General features: G+C 55.4%; 15 protein-coding genes and 1 tRNA gene. 11 read left to right on the top strand and 5 right to left on the bottom strand.

Features of this window, described 5'->3' with window-relative positions:
• Positions 1-163: 163 nt before the first annotated feature.
• Positions 164-775: a hypothetical protein gene (locus WFM49_RS08025; protein ID WP_137431376.1), complete on the top strand. Its 612-nt coding sequence runs from the start codon at positions 164-166 to the stop codon at positions 773-775.
• Between the two features lie 27 nt (positions 776-802).
• Here WFM49_RS08025 and WFM49_RS08020 read toward each other — a convergent pair whose 3' ends face one another.
• The gene (locus tag WFM49_RS08020; RefSeq protein WP_026485221.1) at positions 803-1,282 is read right to left on the bottom strand and encodes a low affinity iron permease family protein; all 480 of its coding nucleotides are present in this window, start codon (positions 1,280-1,282) and stop codon (positions 803-805) included.
• A gap of 967 nt (positions 1,283-2,249) precedes the next feature.
• A tRNA-Arg gene (locus WFM49_RS08015) sits at positions 2,250-2,324 on the bottom strand.
• A 552-nt stretch (positions 2,325-2,876) separates the two neighbouring features.
• Here WFM49_RS08015 and dctP point away from each other — a divergent pair.
• From dctP to WFM49_RS07985, 6 genes are read left to right on the top strand one after another with little or no spacing between them, the layout of a single operon-like run.
• On the top strand, positions 2,877-3,935 hold the full coding sequence (dctP, locus tag WFM49_RS08010; protein ID WP_022983481.1) for a TRAP transporter substrate-binding protein DctP: 1,059 nt from the start codon (positions 2,877-2,879) through the stop codon (positions 3,933-3,935).
• A 26-nt stretch (positions 3,936-3,961) separates the two neighbouring features.
• A complete protein-coding gene (locus WFM49_RS08005) occupies positions 3,962-4,483 on the top strand; it encodes a TRAP transporter small permease subunit (protein ID WP_009461299.1) in 522 nt (173 codons plus the stop codon).
• Complete coding sequence (locus WFM49_RS08000; protein WP_336972726.1) at positions 4,480-5,799, top strand: TRAP transporter large permease; 1,320 nt, start codon at positions 4,480-4,482, stop codon at positions 5,797-5,799. Before WFM49_RS08005 ends, WFM49_RS08000 begins: the two co-directional genes overlap by 4 nt.
• A 24-nt stretch (positions 5,800-5,823) precedes the next feature.
• The gene (locus WFM49_RS07995) at positions 5,824-6,474 is read left to right on the top strand and encodes a GntR family transcriptional regulator (protein WP_035271006.1); all 651 of its coding nucleotides are present in this window, start codon (positions 5,824-5,826) and stop codon (positions 6,472-6,474) included.
• Positions 6,475-6,509: 35 nt separating this feature from the next.
• Positions 6,510-7,397 carry a 4-hydroxy-tetrahydrodipicolinate synthase gene (gene dapA, locus WFM49_RS07990; RefSeq protein ID WP_336972724.1) on the top strand — a complete coding sequence of 296 codons (888 nt, stop codon included), beginning with the start codon at positions 6,510-6,512 and terminating at the stop codon, positions 7,395-7,397.
• Positions 7,398-8,882 (top strand): aldehyde dehydrogenase, encoded by a 1,485-nt coding sequence (locus tag WFM49_RS07985; protein ID WP_336972722.1) that lies wholly within the window; start codon positions 7,398-7,400, stop codon positions 8,880-8,882.
• Between the two features lie 218 nt (positions 8,883-9,100).
• Here WFM49_RS07985 and WFM49_RS07980 read toward each other — a convergent pair whose 3' ends face one another.
• Complete coding sequence (locus tag WFM49_RS07980; protein WP_336972720.1) at positions 9,101-10,102, bottom strand: LysR substrate-binding domain-containing protein; 1,002 nt, start codon at positions 10,100-10,102, stop codon at positions 9,101-9,103.
• 143 nt (positions 10,103-10,245) lie between these two features.
• Between WFM49_RS07980 and WFM49_RS07975 the strand changes: the two genes are divergently transcribed.
• Positions 10,246-12,534, top strand: a complete 2,289-nt coding sequence (locus tag WFM49_RS07975) for an NADP-dependent malic enzyme (RefSeq protein ID WP_336972718.1) — start codon at positions 10,246-10,248, stop codon at positions 12,532-12,534.
• A 71-nt stretch (positions 12,535-12,605) separates the two neighbouring features.
• Here the strand turns inward: WFM49_RS07975 and WFM49_RS07970 are convergent, their stop codons facing one another.
• Positions 12,606-13,544, bottom strand: a complete 939-nt coding sequence (locus WFM49_RS07970) for a tripartite tricarboxylate transporter substrate binding protein BugE (RefSeq protein WP_022983479.1) — start codon at positions 13,542-13,544, stop codon at positions 12,606-12,608.
• A 208-nt stretch (positions 13,545-13,752) separates the two neighbouring features.
• On the opposite strand from WFM49_RS07970, the gene WFM49_RS07965 reads away from it, so the two are divergent.
• Genes WFM49_RS07965 through WFM49_RS07955 form a run of 3 tightly spaced genes read left to right on the top strand, consistent with a single transcriptional unit; the run spans position 13,753 to position 16,490 of the window.
• Positions 13,753-14,649 carry an AEC family transporter gene (locus WFM49_RS07965; protein WP_009461286.1) on the top strand — a complete coding sequence of 299 codons (897 nt, stop codon included), beginning with the start codon at positions 13,753-13,755 and terminating at the stop codon, positions 14,647-14,649.
• Positions 14,650-14,658: 9 nt separating this feature from the next.
• On the top strand, positions 14,659-15,159 hold the full coding sequence (locus WFM49_RS07960; RefSeq protein ID WP_009461285.1) for a bifunctional alanine racemase/tRNA (adenosine(37)-N6)-threonylcarbamoyltransferase complex ATPase subunit type 1 TsaE: 501 nt from the start codon (positions 14,659-14,661) through the stop codon (positions 15,157-15,159).
• Positions 15,123-16,490 carry an N-acetylmuramoyl-L-alanine amidase gene (locus WFM49_RS07955; protein ID WP_009461284.1) on the top strand — a complete coding sequence of 456 codons (1,368 nt, stop codon included), beginning with the start codon at positions 15,123-15,125 and terminating at the stop codon, positions 16,488-16,490. The genes WFM49_RS07960 and WFM49_RS07955 overlap by 37 nt, the downstream gene beginning before the upstream one ends.
• Positions 16,491-17,118: 628 nt before the next feature.
• Here the strand turns inward: WFM49_RS07955 and WFM49_RS07950 are convergent.
• Positions 17,119-17,769, bottom strand: a complete 651-nt coding sequence (locus WFM49_RS07950) for a VTT domain-containing protein (RefSeq protein ID WP_009461283.1) — start codon at positions 17,767-17,769, stop codon at positions 17,119-17,121.
• Positions 17,770-17,832 lie beyond the last annotated feature (63 nt).

The raw sequence follows: 17,832 nt of genomic DNA, 5'->3' as shown, positions 1-17,832 counted from the left end.
GGGCAGCTCCAATAACCCTTTTCAAACCCGATCGGGCAATATTGTTACCCAAGCCTTACGCCATTCACAGCCCGTATCACTCCTCATCAAATCGCATAATCTGTACGCCCCGCAGCATTTATGGTGTCAGTTCCAACCCTCAACCTCTGGACTGGAGCGAACAATGACATTACATAAAGCCAACACCGAACAGCTGCATGAACTCTTGTATCAAGCCCTGGAAACTGAATTGGGTGGGGAGCAAGTCTATAAAGCAGCCATTTCCTGTGCCAATAACGCGGACCTGAAAAAAGAATGGGAAGGCTACCTGGAAGAAACACTGACACACCAACAGGTGCTGAAAAGTATCTTTGAGGAGCTGGCACTGGACCCCGCCAAACAAACACCCGGCCGACAAGTACTGAAACAGATCGCCTCTGCACTGGTCAAGGCCATGGAGTTGGCCAAACAGGCAGGGGATCCGAAAGCGGCAGAGCTGGTCGCATCCGAATGTGTCATTCTGGCCGAAACCAAAGACCATCTGAATTGGCAGTTGATTGGCCTGGTTGGCGAGCAGAGCAAAGACAAGAAACTGGCGACTTTACTCAAACAGGCTCATGACGCCGTCGCTCCCGATGAGGGCCATCACCTCTACCATACCCAGGGATGGTCTCGCGAGCTGTGGATTCAATCCTTGGGATTTCCTGCCGTGCTGCCTCCGCCAGAAGAGCAAAAGCAAGTCGAAACGCCGATCGGGGCCTCGCGGGCCGAGCAGCAACGCAACAAGATGCTGTAAAAAAAGGGCCGCAAGGCCCTTTTATCTTTATGTATCGCCGTCCAGACGTCGGCGCGCTTTCAACGCGATGGAGGAATAATAGGCCTCCAATTTCTTGAGCTGTTTTTCATCCAGTTCCTCAACATCAATCAAGCGCTCATTGGCATCGGTCAGTGAAATAATCAGCTCATCAAGTTTTATATGCAGTGCCTTGCTATCTTTATTCTGATTTTGCTGAATTAAAAACACCATCAAGAAAGTAATAATCGTGGTTCCGGTATTGATAATTAACTGCCAGGTCTCCGAATAATTAAAATAAGGCCCGGACAAGGCCCAGACCAGCACGGCTAAAACAGCAACAGAGAACATGATGGGCGAGCCCGCAAAGCGGGTCACGGTCTTGGCAAAGCAGTCAAACAAACTGTCTACAGAATCTGGCTTGCAAGGTTTGACCACGGGTGGCTCCTCCTGCCTGCACGCAGAGGAGGAAAACGGGTCTTTTTCCAAGGAACGCTTGTCGTTTTTCATGGCAAATTCCTTATAAATAAAAGCAGTTTAGTCGGGAGCCCGCCTCATATATTTCAAATAAAAACGAAACTGGGCAAAATTCAAACAGAGCTCGATCAAGGACACACCTGATTTTCCTGCCACCGACTTGAGTCACACCGACGACAAGCCAGCCAAACGATTTGACCCAGCCTTATCCCCTTGTCTGATGCAAGGATAGCCAAGAACTCCTCTGTTTTTTTTACGGGTATTTGCGAACGAAATATCCTTTTACAGCTGACACTACCCAAGCCCCAACAAGATTTGTAAGATGCGGGCTGACTATCTTGCTTTCAGTTTGATAGTTTTTGTAGAAAGTACATTGCTGTCTTTTTTTAAAACACGCTATTTCCCATAGCCTTTATTTAAAAAGGAGCAAGAAGTGGGCAAGATTGACCATAAAACCATGTGTATTTTGTGCCAGACTCTGCCGCTTTCCAAAGCGCATACACCTAAGCATGCTTATATGGAACGCGTCACTAAAACAGAGGACTATGGAGACCAGGGAGCACAGAGCCTGTTTCGCTGCTCCGTTTGCCAAACTCACTGGCTTTATCAACAAGACAAATGGAAAAGTTGTCTGGGATTCAAGCTCTGGACCGGGAATGTAGATGACTATCTGTCCTCAACAAGAAATCCCGGCAAAGCATGGGGACAGCAACAGAACCCCAGAAGCTCATCTCCGGGCTTTGACAATCGACCGTTCCATTAGCGCCTCCCGCATTCCATAGCACGCATGACTCTTGAATTGTCATCACGAGCGATTAGTCAGGTGCTCAAGCCAGCCTTGTTGCTCAAGACAGGGCTGGCTCAAGAAAAGAAAACGAGCAGGCACGAACAGCACTGCGCAAAAAGCACAGGATGCTAATCATCAAGTGGGATATCAAAGCTCGGCCTATCAGAACGAGCCTTCAGGACCATGAAGCCGGGCAGGCGTCATGCATAAGAATGGCGGGCCCAGCAGGAATCGAACCTGCAATCTTCCCTTAGGAGGGGAAAGTTATATCCATTTAACTATGGGCCCGGTGGCTTGTCTGCGCAGTGGGCCTAGGCGGGCCAGACGCCACATGCACCGCAGGAATCCAGGCTTTACAACACGCAAGAGTAGATTCGACGCCCTCTCTTGTTCGTAAACAACCAGCTATTTTCCTGCCTGCTGCTACCGAAAGTGCTACAGCAAAAGAACGGTCCAAAGACCCTGTCCTGCCGCCGTGCGCTTCTAAAAAAGCAGTCGCAAAGTGTACCAGCTAGACCGCGGGGACGAAAGGATTGAAACAGCTCAACAAGGCTGCCCCGCAGTGCTTCAAACAAGCATGAAAAAATCCGCATCATGAATGATTTCACCGCTGAAAATCCGCGTCAAAACCAGGTCTGGAACGTCCTTCCCCTGTCCTTCCACCATCCAAAAAGAACACCGAAACCCAATCAGCAAGCCACCTCCGGCGCTTTCTAGGACAAACCCCAATCTAAATATGTTGTTAATATATTTAGAAAATATTAAGATCCATCCCATGCTTTGACGCTGGCCGCCAGCCTGCGACGGAGCTGGACTATAAAAAAACCACCGGAGACAAACATGAAATCCAAACTTGTTGCATCCACCCTGGCCGGCCTGTTTCTGCTGGGCAGCATGGCCTCAGCGCAAGCGGCCGAAATCAGTTGGCGCGTACCAACTTCCGTACCCGAAGGCTCCCCGTTTTATCAGAATTTTCTGGAGCGTTTTGCAAAGAACGTGAAGCTCATGACGGGGGATCGTGTCGAGATTCAGCCCTTTGGAGCAGGTGTTATTGTTCCCGCCCTTAAAGTTTTTGAAGCGGTAGAGACCGGCGTGGTAGAGGCGGGGCACTCCACCTCCAGCTACCTGGTCAACCAGGACCCGGCCAATGCCATTTTTGCTGGCTACCCCGGTGGTATGGGACCTGATGCTTACCGCGTCTGGCTGTATGAAGGCGGCGGCAAGGAAAAACTGCAGGAGCTGCGTTCCAAAAACGGTCTCAAAACCATGATTGTCGGTTTGGGTTCGACGGAAGTGCTGGCCCACTCCAACACCCCCATCCGAACTGCAGAGGACTTGAAAGGCCTGAAATATCGCACTTCCGGTGCCTGGGCGGACGTAATGAAAGACTATTTCGGTGCCGTTCCCACCGTGGTGCCACCCGGGGACACGTACACCCTGTTGCAGCGCAAAGGGGTCGATGCGGTGGAATGGGCTACCCCCTCCTCCAATACCCCCGAAGGTTTTCATCAAGCCGCCAAATACATTGTGGTCCCTGGCGTGCATCAGCCCACCTTTATGTGGGAAGTCGTCCTGAAGCAGGAAACCTGGGATAAAGTGCCGGCCGATTTGCAGCAACTGATTGAGGCCGCTGCCGAACTGACCACCCACCAATCCCTGGACTACTTCTACAACGCCGACATCAAAGCCATGGAGAAGTACCGCCAGGGTCGCAATGAAGTCATCACTCTGGACCCGGCCTTCATCAAGCAATTGGCGGATGCCGGCAATGACTGGGTACACAAGAAAGCCGAAGCGCAAGCGCAATCGGGCAACGACTACATGAAGAATTTGCTGACTGATTACGACGGATTCCTGAACCGTTGGCGCAGTGAAAGCAATTACCTGATCCGAGACTAAGTCCCACTTTCTGAAGGAGAGCTGCCATGCTGCAGCCTATTTCAAAACTGATCGACTTTATCGCTCTTGCAAGCGCTCGGCTGGCGGAAATGGCGGCGGCAATCCTGGTCACCGCCATGGTATGGGAAGTCTTTGCCCGTTATGTTCTGCATGCCCCCACCGTCTGGGCCTTTGATGTGGCGTACATGATGAATGGGGCTATTTTTCTGCTGGGCATGGCCTGGGTGATGCGTCAGAACGAACACATCAGCATTGATGTGGTTCGCAAGCACTTGCCCAAGTCCCTGGCCCGTATGTCTGACGTGCTCCTGTACCTGCTGGTGCTGTTTCCGCTGTTTGCCATCTTGAGCAAAGTCGGGATACAGAAAGCCTGGATGGCCTGGAAGCTGAACGAGGTCGAAATGGTCAGCCCCTGGGCCCCGGTGATGTGGCCCTTCTACGCCTGCATTGCCATTGGCCTGATCGCCTTTACCTTGCAACTGCTGGCCCATGGCTTGCGCTGTGCGGTCAAAGAACAGAACACTGCTGACGTCGAGGTGAGCCCATGAATTTATGGATCGCCGGACTCATGTTCCCTGCTCTGTTCCTGCTGATTTTTCAGGGCATGCCCGTGGCTTTTGCGCTGATCCTGCCCGCTTTTCTGGCCGGTTGGTACGCCTTTGGCCCCATGGTCTTTGACCAGATGTATGGTGCTTTGTATGGAGCGGCCACCAACCATATCCTGTCAGCGATTCCCATGTTTGTGCTGATGGGAGCCCTGCTGGAGCGCTCGGGCATTGCGGCACGCCTGTTTCGCACCATGCAGTTATGGCTGGGCGGCCTGCCAGGCGGGCTGGCCATTGCCACCATCGCCATGGCGGCGACCTTTGCCGCTGCAGCAGGCGTGGTTGGCGCGGTAGAAATCATGGTGGGGCTGATGGCCATCCCGGCCATGAAGCGCTTTCGCTACAACAACTCACTGATCGCGGGCACGATCTGCGCCGGGGGCTCCCTGGGCACCATGATTCCTCCCTCGGTGGTCGCGGTCGTCTATGCCTCCCTGGCACAGGTTCCGGTTGGCGAGCTGTTTGCTGCCATGCTCTTTCCGGGCCTGTTGATGACCACGCTCTTTGTGGCCTACATCCTGATCGCCACCACGCTCAAGCCGGAGCTGGGCCCACGGGCAGATGACGCGGATATGCGCCGACCTTTGGGGGAAAAAATCAGTATCACAATGCGTGGTCTGGTTCCCATGATGCTGCTGATCATCGCTGTTCTGGGTTCCTTGATGAAAGGCATCGCATCACCCACCGAGGCCGCCGCCTTGGGCGCTGCTGCCGCCGCTGTTCTGTGCATCTTCTACCGTCAGTTCAACTGGGAAGTTTTCAGTGGAGCCTTGCGAATCACGGTACGCATTACGGCAATGATCATGCTGATCGTAGCGGGAGGCACCATGTTTACCGGCGCCTTCGCGGCCAATGGAGGTGCCAAGCTGGTACAGATGCTGACCAGCGACTTGGGACTGGGCAGTACAGGTACGATCATTCTGTTCCTGGGCATCGTCTTTCTGCTGGGCTTTGTACTGGACTGGACAGCGAACGTGCTGATTTGCGTTCCGCTTTTCCTGCCCTTTATTGTAGCAAGCGGGCTGGACCCCTTATGGTTTGGCGTGATGGTGATCGTTGTCATTCAGACCAGCTATCTGACACCGCCCCTAGCCTCTTCCATTTTCTACCTGCTGTCCATTGCCCCGAAAGACATGACATACGGACAAGTTTGTCGAGGTGTAGTGCCGTTTATTCTTGCTCAATTGCTGACCCTGCTGATCGTCGCTCTGTTTCCGGCGATTGCAACCTGGCTGCCCCAGCAAGTATCCGGCTTTTAACGCAATTTTTATATTGGAGTCTCCGTGAGTAGCGCCCCCACCCCCTCTTCTCGTGCCGCTGAAATCGCCTATCAAGCGATTGAGCAGTTAATTGCCACTCTCAAACTGGAGCCTGGTCAGGCCATTGTAGAAAGTGATTTGGTGGAAATGACAGGTTTGGGACGCACCCCCTTGCGTGAAGCCCTGATGCGCATGGTGGCCTTGGGATTGATCGAGCAACAGCCCCGCCGCGGTCTGCGTGTCAGTGAAATCCGTGTGGCTGAACATCTGACTCTGATTGAAACGCGCCGGGTTCTGGAACGCCTGATTGTGCAGGGAGCCGCCCGCTGGGCGACCCCAGCCCAGCGCAGCGCATTGCTCGGTCACGCCCAGGCCATGGTGGATGCTGCTGACGCCAAGGATATCGACGCCTACATGCTGGCCGACCAGCATCTGGACGAAGTCATCCACCAGGCCTGTCGCAACACCTTTGCTGTGCAAGCGGTCACTCCCATGATCGTTCAGTGCCGACGGTTCTGGTACGCCTATCAATATGAAGGGGACCTGGAGGCCGGAGCCCAAGCTCATTTAACCCTGGCCGAAGGCATCCAGGATGGAAACCCCGAACAGGCCTTGCAGGGCTCCGAGACGCTGATGGCCTACCTCAGCGCCTTCACCCGCAAAGTCATTGAATAAACCGATAAATCAACTATTAATAAGCTGGAGACATCATGAATCTGAACGGAATCCTCGTTCCCATCGTTACCCCGTTTGACGCCAACAACCAGTTAAACGAAGCTGCGCTGGAGCGTCTGGTTGAGTGCTTTATTGAAGCCGGAGTAGGCGGTATCGTGGCTTGTGGAACCACGGGCGAATACTACGCGCTCAGTGCACAGGAGCGTCGCCGCGTGCTGGAGATTGTTGCCAGAGCTGGCCGTGGCCGTACAACACTGATTGCCGGCGTGAACTCCATGTCGCCTGCCGAAGCCATCAGCCGAATCCGTGAAGCGGAAGAGCTAGGGTATGAGGCACTGATGCTCTCTCCCACCCCTTACAGCCTGCCCGGCCAGAATGAAGTGGTGGCGTATTTCAAGGAGGTCGCCGCGGCCACTGAACTGCCCATCGTCATGTACAACTTCCCGGCACGCATTGGCATCCAGATCGAGCTTGAATCCGTTTACGAACTGGCCAAGGTCAAGAACATTGTGGGCATCAAGGAGAGCAGCGGCAACTTCAGCCGGGTGGTTGCCATGGTCAATGCCAATCTGCCCGATTTTCAAGTTGTTTGTGGTTGCGATGACCAGGCAGCCGATTTCCTGTTCTGGGGAGTTCGTAGCTGGATCAGTGGCGGGGCCAATGTGTTTCCTGCCGAGCAGGTCCAAATGCTGAAAGCCGCCGAGCAAGGAGACTGGGACACGGTACGTCGCATGATGGCCGCCATGTTGCCCGCCATTGCCGCCATGGAGTCCGGCAACTACAACCAGAAAGCCAAACTGGGCTGCGTGCGTCACGGCATTGATGTCGGTTCGGTACGCTTGCCTCTGCTGCCAGTCGACGCGCAGGAACGAGATGACTTTCTGGCCCAGATCAACGCTTATCAAGTAGAACAGGAGGCTTGAATGCCCACGCAACAAGAGACTGTCTTTGAGTTGGCCCGCGCCGGAAAGCTGCACGCTTCCCATTTGATTCCTGGCTATCAAACCACGGCTTCGGCCCTGCTCGATAACGTCAGCCCTATCGACCTGGCCGTAATTGGCAAAATCGCTGCCGGCCAAGCCTCGGATGTAGAAGCGGCGGTCGCTGCCGCACGCGCAAGCTTTGAGTCCGGCGAATGGTCTGAGTTGTCTCCGGCAGAACGCAAAAAAATCATGCTCAAATGGGTGGCCTTGCTGGAGCAACACGCCGAGGAACTGGCCGCACTTGATTGTGTGGACGCAGGCAAGCCCATTACTGAATGCCTGAACACCGACATGCCTGCCACCATCGATACCTTCAGCTGGTATGCAGAGACGGCCGATAAATGCTTTGGTCGAATTTCCCCAACCGGCTCCGACGCGCTGGGCTTGATCACCAAGGAACCCATTGGGGTCGTGGCGGCCGTCCTGCCCTGGAATTTCCCGGCTCAAATGTACGCCTGGAAAGTTGCGCCTGCGCTGGTGTGCGGCAATTCGGTCATTGTGAAACCGTCCGAGCTAACCAGTCTCAGTGCCTACCGCATGACCCAGCTGGCGCATCAGGCCGGTATCCCCGAAGGAGCACTGATCCTTGTTACCGGCACCGGCGAGGCCGTGGGAGAGCCCTTGGGACGACACCAGGACGTGGATATCGTATCTTTCACCGGGTCCACCGAAGTTGGACGGCTATTTCTGAAATACTCCGCAGAAAGCAACTTGAAGGAAGTTGTTCTGGAGTGTGGTGGCAAAAGCCCTCAGGTCGTTTTTGAAGACGCCTTGCTGGACGAAGCAGTTCCGTCCATCCTGGCGGCCGCATTCTGGAACATGAGCGAAAACTGCAGCTGCGGCTCCCGCCTGATCGTACACAGCAGCCTGAAAGATACGCTACTGCAAAAACTCAAACAGGGGCTAAGCTCCTGGAAAGTAGGTCTGCCTACGGACCCGGATGTGTCTATCGGGCCGATGGTAGAACAAGCACACTTTGAAAAAGTGGCCAGCTTTCTGCAGAACCCCGGCAAAAACGCCAAGTTGGTTCATGGGGGGCGCATTCACAGTGACCTGGGCAGTGGTTGGTATATCGAGCCCACCATCTTCGATCACATCACCCCGGAAGACCGCCTGTTCCAGGAGGAAGTGTTCGGCCCCGTTCTGGCCATCACGACCTTCGAGACAGAAGAGCAAGCCATCGCCTTGGCAAACGATACCCAATATGGCCTGGCCGCCTCCCTCTACACGCTTGATGTACGGCGGGCGCAGCGTGTCTCGCGCAAAATCAAGGCAGGCACCGTTTCGATAAATGGCTTTTCCGAAGGCGACATCACCGCCCCCTTTGGCGGCTTCAAACTGTCCGGTTTTGGCGGCAAGGACAAGGGAATGGAGGCCCTGGATCAGTACCAGCAAACCAAGGCCATCTGGTATGTGAACCAGTAAGCCACTGCTTGCATAGCCCCGGCATCAATAAACCGGGCGCTGCACACCGCCCCCCTTCCAGACTCCTGGGCATACAAGCGGGGGGTGGTTCTTACCACTGAGCTGCTCCGGTTTTTTGAGCAGGTATGACATCCTGCTTCCAGCTCTTGCCCGGCCCGCTCAGCATAGTGCGCTCACGGTGTAACACTAGCAATCAGCCCGCAGCAGACAGAACGACATTAGTAGAAAAAAGCCCCCCGCTCCAAAGGTACCGTCTTATCAGTACACACCCGTTTCAGCTCCTGCGCGAACAGCTTGTCTACCGGACGCTGCTGGCCGGCCACCCGAGTAAAAAGCGCGATAGGCGACAAGCCCCACTCAAAGGAGTACGGCACAATCGCCACGCCGGACACGCGTACCAATTCTTCAGCAATTTCGGTCGGGACCACAGACACAGCACGGGAGTGATTCACGATCAGTTCACCGATCAGCTTGGGTGAAGAGGTTTCCACACTAGGCACCGGCTCCAACAAGCCTGCCCGTAAAAACAGGTTCGCCACCTGCCGCCGCATCGGGGTATTGCGCGGTCCCAGAATCCAGTCCAGATCCTGCAATTGCGCCCAATCCAACTTGCGTCGGCCCAATCGCCCCGCCAGTTCCCGGCTGGCAATCAGGCGTGGTTGCTGCGCGTACAAGGCTTCATGGCGCAGCCCTTTCATATTCAAGTCCGGAGAACTGCGTGCCACCACTGCATCCAAAGCGTGATCACGCAGTTGTTCCAGCAGCGTTTCCGTTAGCCCCTCGGTGATGCTGACGGACACCACCTGCCCTTGAGGGCGAGTTGCCCGCAAGGCCGTGGAAACCAGCTTGCCGGACACCAGGGGAATCACCCCCAGCCGCAAATGTGCTTGCCGCCCCATGCTGTGCGCCTGCAAGTCCAGACTCAACAACTCCATGTCCTGCACCATGGCCCGAGCACGTGAAATCACGATCTGCCCTTGCGCTGTTGCCTCCATACCACGCGATGAACGCAGGAATAGCGGTGTGCCAAAGACTTGCTCCACCTCGGCCAAAGCTTGAGTGACCGCAGGCTGAGTCATCGCCATTAAATCCGCCACTTTGGTCAGCGAGCCCAAGCGGTCGATCTCGATCAGCAGAGCCAGGTGACGCAACCTGAGTCGTTGTACCAGGCGATGGGCGATATCGTGTGTTTCCAAGCCTTTACCCCTATCTATAAGCATTTGCTAATAGGGTAATAATAAGCCCTAATACTGCGGACTGTTTAATTATCTACACTTGTTGAAAGCCGGCGCTGGCGCACTATTCGCCACGCCTTCCCTGGATTTCACCAAACACCTGTTTGGCGCCTGAGCAAGAGGACACGATGAGTTCACCTGTAGATCGACAAGCCGCCCTGGATTACCACGAGTTCCCCATTCCCGGCAAAGTCACCATTGCCGCGACCAAACCCCTGGTCAGCCAACGTGACCTGGGCCTGGCCTATTCCCCTGGTGTTGCTGCCGCCTGCGAAGAGATCGTGGTCGACCCGAAAAACGCCTTCCGCTACACCGGCCGGGGCAATCTGGTGGGCGTGATCTCCAACGGTACCGCTGTGCTGGGTCTGGGCAATATTGGTGCCCTGGCCTCCAAACCCGTGATGGAAGGCAAGGCCGTTCTGTTCAAGAAATTTGCTGGCCTGGACGTGTTTGACATCGAGATCAACGAAACCGACCCCGACAAGCTGGTGGATATCATCGCCGGTCTGGAGCCTACTTTTGGTGGCATCAACCTGGAAGACATCAAGGCACCCGAGTGTTTTGAAGTTGAGCGCAAGCTGCGCGAACGCATGAACATCCCCGTCTTTCACGACGACCAGCACGGTACCGCCATTTGCGTGACGGCGGCTTTCCTGAACGGCCTGAAAGTGGTCGGCAAAGATATCAAGAAGATCAAGGTTGTGACCTCCGGTGCCGGTGCGGCCGCACTGGCTTGCCTGGACTTGATGGTGGACATGGGCCTGCCCGAAGAAAATGTCTGGGTCACCGACATTGACGGCGTGGTCTACAAAGGCCGCCCTGGTCACCAGGTTCCTGAACTGGCCCGTTTCGCCAAAGAAACCGAAGCACGCAAGCTGGCTGATGTCATCGAAAATGCTGACGTGTTCGTGGGCCTGTCCGCCGGTGGCGTACTGAAAGCTGAAATGCTGCAGAAAATGGCAGACCGTCCCTTCGTGATGGCGCTGGCCAACCCCACCCCTGAAATTTTGCCTGAAGTGGCCAAAGCTGCTCGCGATGACGTCATCATGGCAACCGGCCGTTCGGACTTCCCGAATCAGGTCAACAACGTGCTGTGCTTCCCCTACATCTTCCGCGGTGCGCTGGATGTGGGCGCCACCACGATTACCCGTGGCATGGAAAAAGCTGCTGCCCGCGCGATTGCGGCTCTGGCTGAAGAAGAGCAAGACGAAGCCGTGGCCGCTGCCTACGGTGGTTACGGCCTGAGCTTTGGCCCCGACTACCTGATCCCCAAACCATTCGACCCACGTCTGATCGTGCGCATCGCCCCCGCCGTGGCTCAAGCCGCCATGGAAGAAGGCGTGGCAACCCGCCCTATCGCTGACCTGGAAGGCTACATCGCCAAGCTGCAACAGTTCGTCTACCATTCCGGCGCATTCATGAAGCCCGTGTTTGCCGTAGCCAAGCAATTGGTGCGCGAAGGCGGCAAGGCTCGCATCGTCTTTACCGAAGGTGAAGAAGAACGCGTGCTGCGTGCCGTGCAAGTGATTGTGGACGAGAAGCTGGCCCACCCGATTCTGGTTGGCCGCCCTGCCGTGCTGCTGTCCCGCATCAAGAAATTTGGTCTGCGCCTGCGTTTGGGCGTGGATGTGGAAGTGACCAACCCCGAGTCTGACGACCGTTTCCACCAGTACTGGACCACGTACTGGGAAAAAATGTGCCGTCGCGGTATCAGCAAGGAAATGGCTCGCGTGGAAATGCGTCGCCGCCTGACCCTGATTGGCTCGACCATGGTGCACCTGGGTGATGCCGACGGCATGATCTGCGGCACGATCGGTTCCTACCACAACCACCTGCGCTACATCGACGAGATGATCGGTCGCAAACCCGACTCCAGCGTCTACGCTGCCATGAACATTCTGCTCCTGGGCGAGCGTACGGTTGCCTTGACCGACACACACGTCAACGACGATCCGAACGCACAGGAAATTGCGGAATACACGATTGAAGCCGCCCGCATGTTGAGTACGCTGAGCCTGGAACCCAAGGTGGCCCTGCTGTCGCGCTCCAACTTTGGTACCGACTCGGCCACTTCCGGACCCAAAATGCGTGAAGCCCTGCGTTTGATTCAGGAGCAAGCCCCTGACCTGGAAGTAGACGGTGAAATGCATGCCGACTGCGCTCTGGACGAAAGCTTGCGCAATCGTACCTTGCCCAACTCCTCGCTGAAAGGCTCGGCCAACCTGCTGGTCTGCCCGAACGTGGACGCTGGCAATATCAGCTACAACCTGCTGAAGACTGCTGCTGGCAGCAACGTGGCCATCGGTCCTTTCCTGATGGGCGCCAATGCTCCTGTACACATCCTGACTTACAGCTCCACCGTACGCCGCATCATTAATATGACGGCCTTGACCGTGCTGCAAGCCAATCGTGGCTAGGCCTTAGGGCAGAAATGAAAAACCGGCCTGTGCAGGCCGGTTTTTTATGGCTGACATTTAAAGTCCAAGGCTTATTCCAGCTTGATATTGCCTTTCTTGACCACGTCGTGGGCCCAGTCGTACTGCTCCTTGATTTCCTTGGCGAACTCTTCAGGCGAGTTACCCGACGGTGTTGCTCCCTGCTTTTCCAAAGCCGAAATAATTTCGGGCTTCTTCAAGGCTTCCGCAGCAGCGGCATGCAGCTTGGCAACGATTTCAGGCGGCGTACCCTTGGGAGCCAGCAGACCATACCAGGCCGGGCTGTTCAGCTGCGGGTAGCCTTCTTCGGCCAAGGTCGGCACATCTTTCAGAGCAGGCAGGCGCTCGGGCCAGGCAATAGCCAATGCGCGCAAGTTGCCAGCCTGGATCTGGGCCATGGACGACGGCAGGTTATCAAACATGGCATTGATCTGGCCACCGACCGCATCCGTTACAGCCGGGCCGGCACCACGGTAAGGCACGTGCACGATATCAGTGCCGGTTTCCAGCTTGAAGGCTTCGCCAAACAAGTGCAGCACCGAGCAAGTGCCCGAGCTGCCGTAGGAATACTTACCTGGATTGTCTTTCAGTTGCTGCACGAACTCCTTGAAGTTCTGTGCCGGGAATTTGGGGTTCACCTCGATCACGTTGGGCAGGTTGGCAAAGTTGCTGACCGGCACAAAGTCTTTCAAGGGGTCGTAAGGCAAATCATTGGGGCGGCAAGCGGGATTTACTGCCAGAGTCGAAATGGTGGCAATTGACAAGGTATAGCCGTCAGGTTTGGCGCGAGCCGCTTCTGCCGCTCCAATAGCGCCACCGGCACCACCCTTGTTTTCTACCACCATGGACTGGCCCAGCACTTCGCTCATGCCCTTGGTCACAATGCGCGCCACAATATCGGTGGAGCCGCCTGGCGCAAAAGGAACAATGACGCGAATCGCTTGATTCGGATAATCCGCTTGAGCATGAGCGACATTAGCCGTGCCGATCATGGACAAACTTGCACAAAGGGATAGCAGCGCAAATTTCTTGGGAAACTTCTCTATCATGGGAACATCTCCTCTTTAGTCTTTTTGTAGATCCATCCCCTGGGTAAGGGGAACTAACCAATAATAGCGCAGCTAATCCCCATCAATTGTTAATTCTGAAAGCAGATACCTACAGGGGATATACCTATATCTGCTTCTATTTACCCTCATCATGGCCACAATATTCCCGCTGATTCTGCCCGATTTCCTGTTAATTGCACTGGGGGCTTTACTGCTGCATCGCTTTCATTTCAGCCGGGATTTTTTCCAGGGTGCGGAAAAGCTGGTCTATTACGTCCTGTTTCCAGCCCTGCTGTTTGATTCCATTACTCGTATTCCGCTCAATCTGGGCGATACCTGGCCTTTATTGGTCGCTGCGGCTGTTTTAATTGCCGTAGGCACGGTTCTGGCCTGGCTGGCCCTGCCCATTCTGAAACCCGAACATTTGCAGCACGCGGCCCTGACTCAATGCGCCTTTCGCTTCAATACCTATTTGGGGATGTCTCTGGCCAGTGCGATTGCCGGGCCATCGGGTGTCGCCGTTATGGCTTTGCTGGTGGGCTTTTCTGTTCCCATGGCCAATATGGTGGCAGTGACCGTGCTGGCGCGGGGGCAGCAAGGCCGTATCGCCATCGAGCTGCTTAAAAATCCCCTGATTCTGTCTACTGTTGCTGCACTGGCCTGGAATCTGGCTGGTTTGTCCGTACCAGGCCCGGTTCAATTGGCCTTTAGCCGCTTGGGGGCTTGTGCCCTGGGGATTGGTTTGTTGTGTGTAGGCGCCACCTTGTCCCTGCAAGGCTCGCGGCGTGCCGGGGCCTTGATCGGCTGGATTACGGCCATCAAGCTGCTGGCTTTGCCCTTGGCGGCCCTGGCAATTGCCTGGGTGTTGGATATGAGCACATTGGAGCGCCAGATGTTACTGGTATTTGCTGCCCTGCCTACGGCCTCTTCTGCCCACGTACTGGCTGCCCGCATGGGAGCCGATAGCCGTCTGGTCGCGCTGACCATGTCGATCGGCACTATACTAGCGGGCTTGACCATTCCATTGTGGTTATCCCTCGCTACCTGATCCAAGCCTATGAATCCGCAAGCTTTAACCCTGTCCTTGCCTGACGAGGACGCTACCACCGCCTTGGCCGAGCGCCTTGCCCCGCTGCTAAGCGGTCAGGTTCCCGGTGTGCCTGTGGGTGGCCGAATTCATCTTCATGGTGACCTGGGCGCCGGTAAAACCCACTTTGTTCGGGCCCTGTTACGGGCTTGTGGCGTTACCGGTCGTATCAAAAGTCCTAGCTACGCTTTGCTTGAAAGTTATAAAGTTTCTAGCTTATACTTCTATCATCTTGATTTTTATAGATTTAGCGATCCACGAGAATGGGTCGACGCAGGTTTTCGCGATATTTTGCAAGACAATGCTGTTGTGCTGATCGAATGGCCCGAAAAAGCAGGGGATTTATTGCCCGAGCCCGATCTGGATTTACACCTGGATTATTGCGGTGACGGTCGTTTGGCCACCCTGGATGCACGCAGCGCCAAAGGAACGCTATGGATTACGACACTCGCCCCCAGCCTGCAGAAGTAGCCCCAGCCGGCAAGGCCCGTCGCCGATTCGTCGCCACGGCCACCACCCTGTTCCTGCTTCCCGTCATACCGCGGCTGGCGAACGCCAGCACCATCGTGGCCGTCCGTACCTGGCCGGCAGACGAATACACCCGCGTCACCCTGGAAATGGATAGCGAGCTCAAGGCCGAGCACTTCACACTGGAAAACCCCCATCGCATGGTGGTGGATATCCAGGGCCTGACCATGAACCGCACCATCGAGGAGCTGGTTTCCAAGGTCCGCCCCAATGACCCCTACATTCGCTCCGTGCGCGTGGGCCAGAACCGCCCCGACGTCGTGCGTCTGGTGCTGGATCTGAAACAGGCCGTCGCTCCACAGATCTTTACCCTCAAGCCCGTTGGCGAATACAAGTACCGTCTGGTGCTGGACTTGTACCCGCGCGTGGCGCAAGACCCGCTGCTGGCCTTGCAAATTCAGGACGATAACGACCCCCTGGCTTCCGTCCTGGAAAGCCTGGCTCAAAACTCGCCTGACGCCCCTGTGCCTACGGTACAAGGGCAAACCTTGCCGCCCGTCGCTCGTACGCCGCCTCCTGTCACGACTCCACCGCGCTCCCCTTCGCCTGCAGCCACGCCGGGTACTCCCAATCGTCCCTTGCTGATTGCGCTGGACCCCGGCCACGGTGGAGAGGACCCCGGTGCCATCGGCCCCGGTGGTACCCGTGAAAAAGATGTGGTGCTGAATATCGCCCGCCGCTTGAAGCGTCTGATTGATGCTCAGCCCAATATGCGTACTTATTTGACGCGTGACTCGGACTTCTTCGTACCGCTGCAAGTGCGTGTACAGAAAGCGCGTCGGGTGAAAGCGGACCTGTTCATCAGTATTCACGCTGACGCCTGGATCAAGCCTAGTGCGCGTGGCTCGTCTATCTACGCCCTGTCTCAAAACGGTGCCACCAGCTCGGCTGCTCGGTGGCTGGCCAAGAAAGAGAACGATGCTGACTTGATCGGTGGTCTGAACCTGGGTTCCCACAACCGTCAGGTCGCACAGATTCTGCTGGACCTGTCCACAGCCGCACAGATTAACGATTCGGTGAAAGTGGGTTCGCGCCTGCTGGGCGAGATCGGCAAGATCAACCGCCTGCACAAGCGCAATGTTGAACGCGCTGGTTTTGCTGTGCTGAAAGCACCCGATATTCCATCGATTCTGATCGAAACGGCATTTATCAGTAATCCGGAAGAAGAGCGTCTGCTGCGTAGTTCTTCACATCAGGACAAGATTGCCCAAGCCATTCTGACCGGCATCCGGGGATATTTTGCCGAGTTTCCGGCACTGGCCAGCCGCAGCTAACTATCTGCTTGGTTCGATGAAAAAAGCGCAGCAAAAAATGCTGCGCTTTTTTTGTTTCTATAGAGTCTGAAGCTGTCCAGAAAAGAGAGCATCTTTGGGCAAGGACCTGTTTGAACCTGAATCGGTGTGGCCTTTTCTTGAGGGGGAGCCGCTAGTCGGAGGGCGAGTCAGGGTTCTGGCCGCAGGCTCTTGAGCTATCCAGGATACAAGCCCCGTGCTGTTTGAGCGCGACGCTTATAGCTCGTCCGGGGGACGAGCTATCGCGCGAGTTCACGGGGCGCCTGGATAGCTCAAGAGACAAGGGTACCCGTGCGCAGCACGGGCCAGGGCCCCGCCTGCAGGCTAGCTGCTCCCCCTCAAGAAAACTGAGGCATTCTTTGCTAAAGGCTGAAACAGAGGCAGCTTTTTCAAAAATACGGAGAGTGCCAGTAGTTACCTTGAACACTTGAACACTTGAACACTTGAACACTTGAACACTTGAACACTTGAACACTTGAACCCAGATTTTGCGACAGCTTTTACCCCCTCGCCCACAACAGCGATATCTGACAGGTTCCCGAAATAAAAAAGGACGCCTACTGGCGTCCTTTCCTTAACCTTTAACAAGCAAACAATCCAATCTCAAATCCTACAAAGTCGCATTACCCTTGCTCTTGCGCTTGAAAATCTTCCACAAGGCCCCAGCCACGACAGGCACCGCGGCAGCCGCAATACCAATCAGCACGATGGTATTCAAATGCGCCTTGATGAAAGGCACATTACCAAAGAAGTAGCCCAGGGTAATCAAGCTGCAAATCCACAGCACCGCGCCGGTAATGTTGTACATCTGAAAGCGCATGGCATTCATATGGCCCACACCCGCTACAAAAGGCGCAAAAGTACGGAACAATGGCAGGAAGCGGGAAATGACGATGGTCTTGCCACCATGCTTTTCATAAAAAGCATGGGTTTTGACCAGAGCACGACGATCCAGGAATCGGGATTCCTGGGTAAAGACTTTCGGGCCTATATACCGCCCCACGTGATAGTTCACGGTATTACCCAGCACGGCTGCCACGATCAGCAGGCCACCCAGCATGACCGGGTCCAACATGCCCGAAGCGCCAAAGGCTCCGGCAATAAACAGCAGGGAATCGCCCGGCAGGAAGGGCAAAACCACAAGCCCGGTCTCGCCAAATATAATCAAGAACAGAACAAGATAAATCCAGGCTCCATACTGCTCGACCCACACACCCAGGTACTGGTCAATATGAAGGATCATGCTGAGTAAATCGGGCATAGTTCCACACCAAAATAACAATCCAGCCAGTCCGATACTGGCCAGACCGACACCATAGAGCAA

Origin of the sequence: Alcaligenes sp. PF14, from assembly GCF_037150615.1 — a bacterium.
Lineage (GTDB): Bacteria > Pseudomonadota > Gammaproteobacteria > Burkholderiales > Burkholderiaceae_B > Alcaligenes > Alcaligenes phenolicus.
This window is presented reverse-complemented; position numbering and strand designations above follow the sequence as displayed.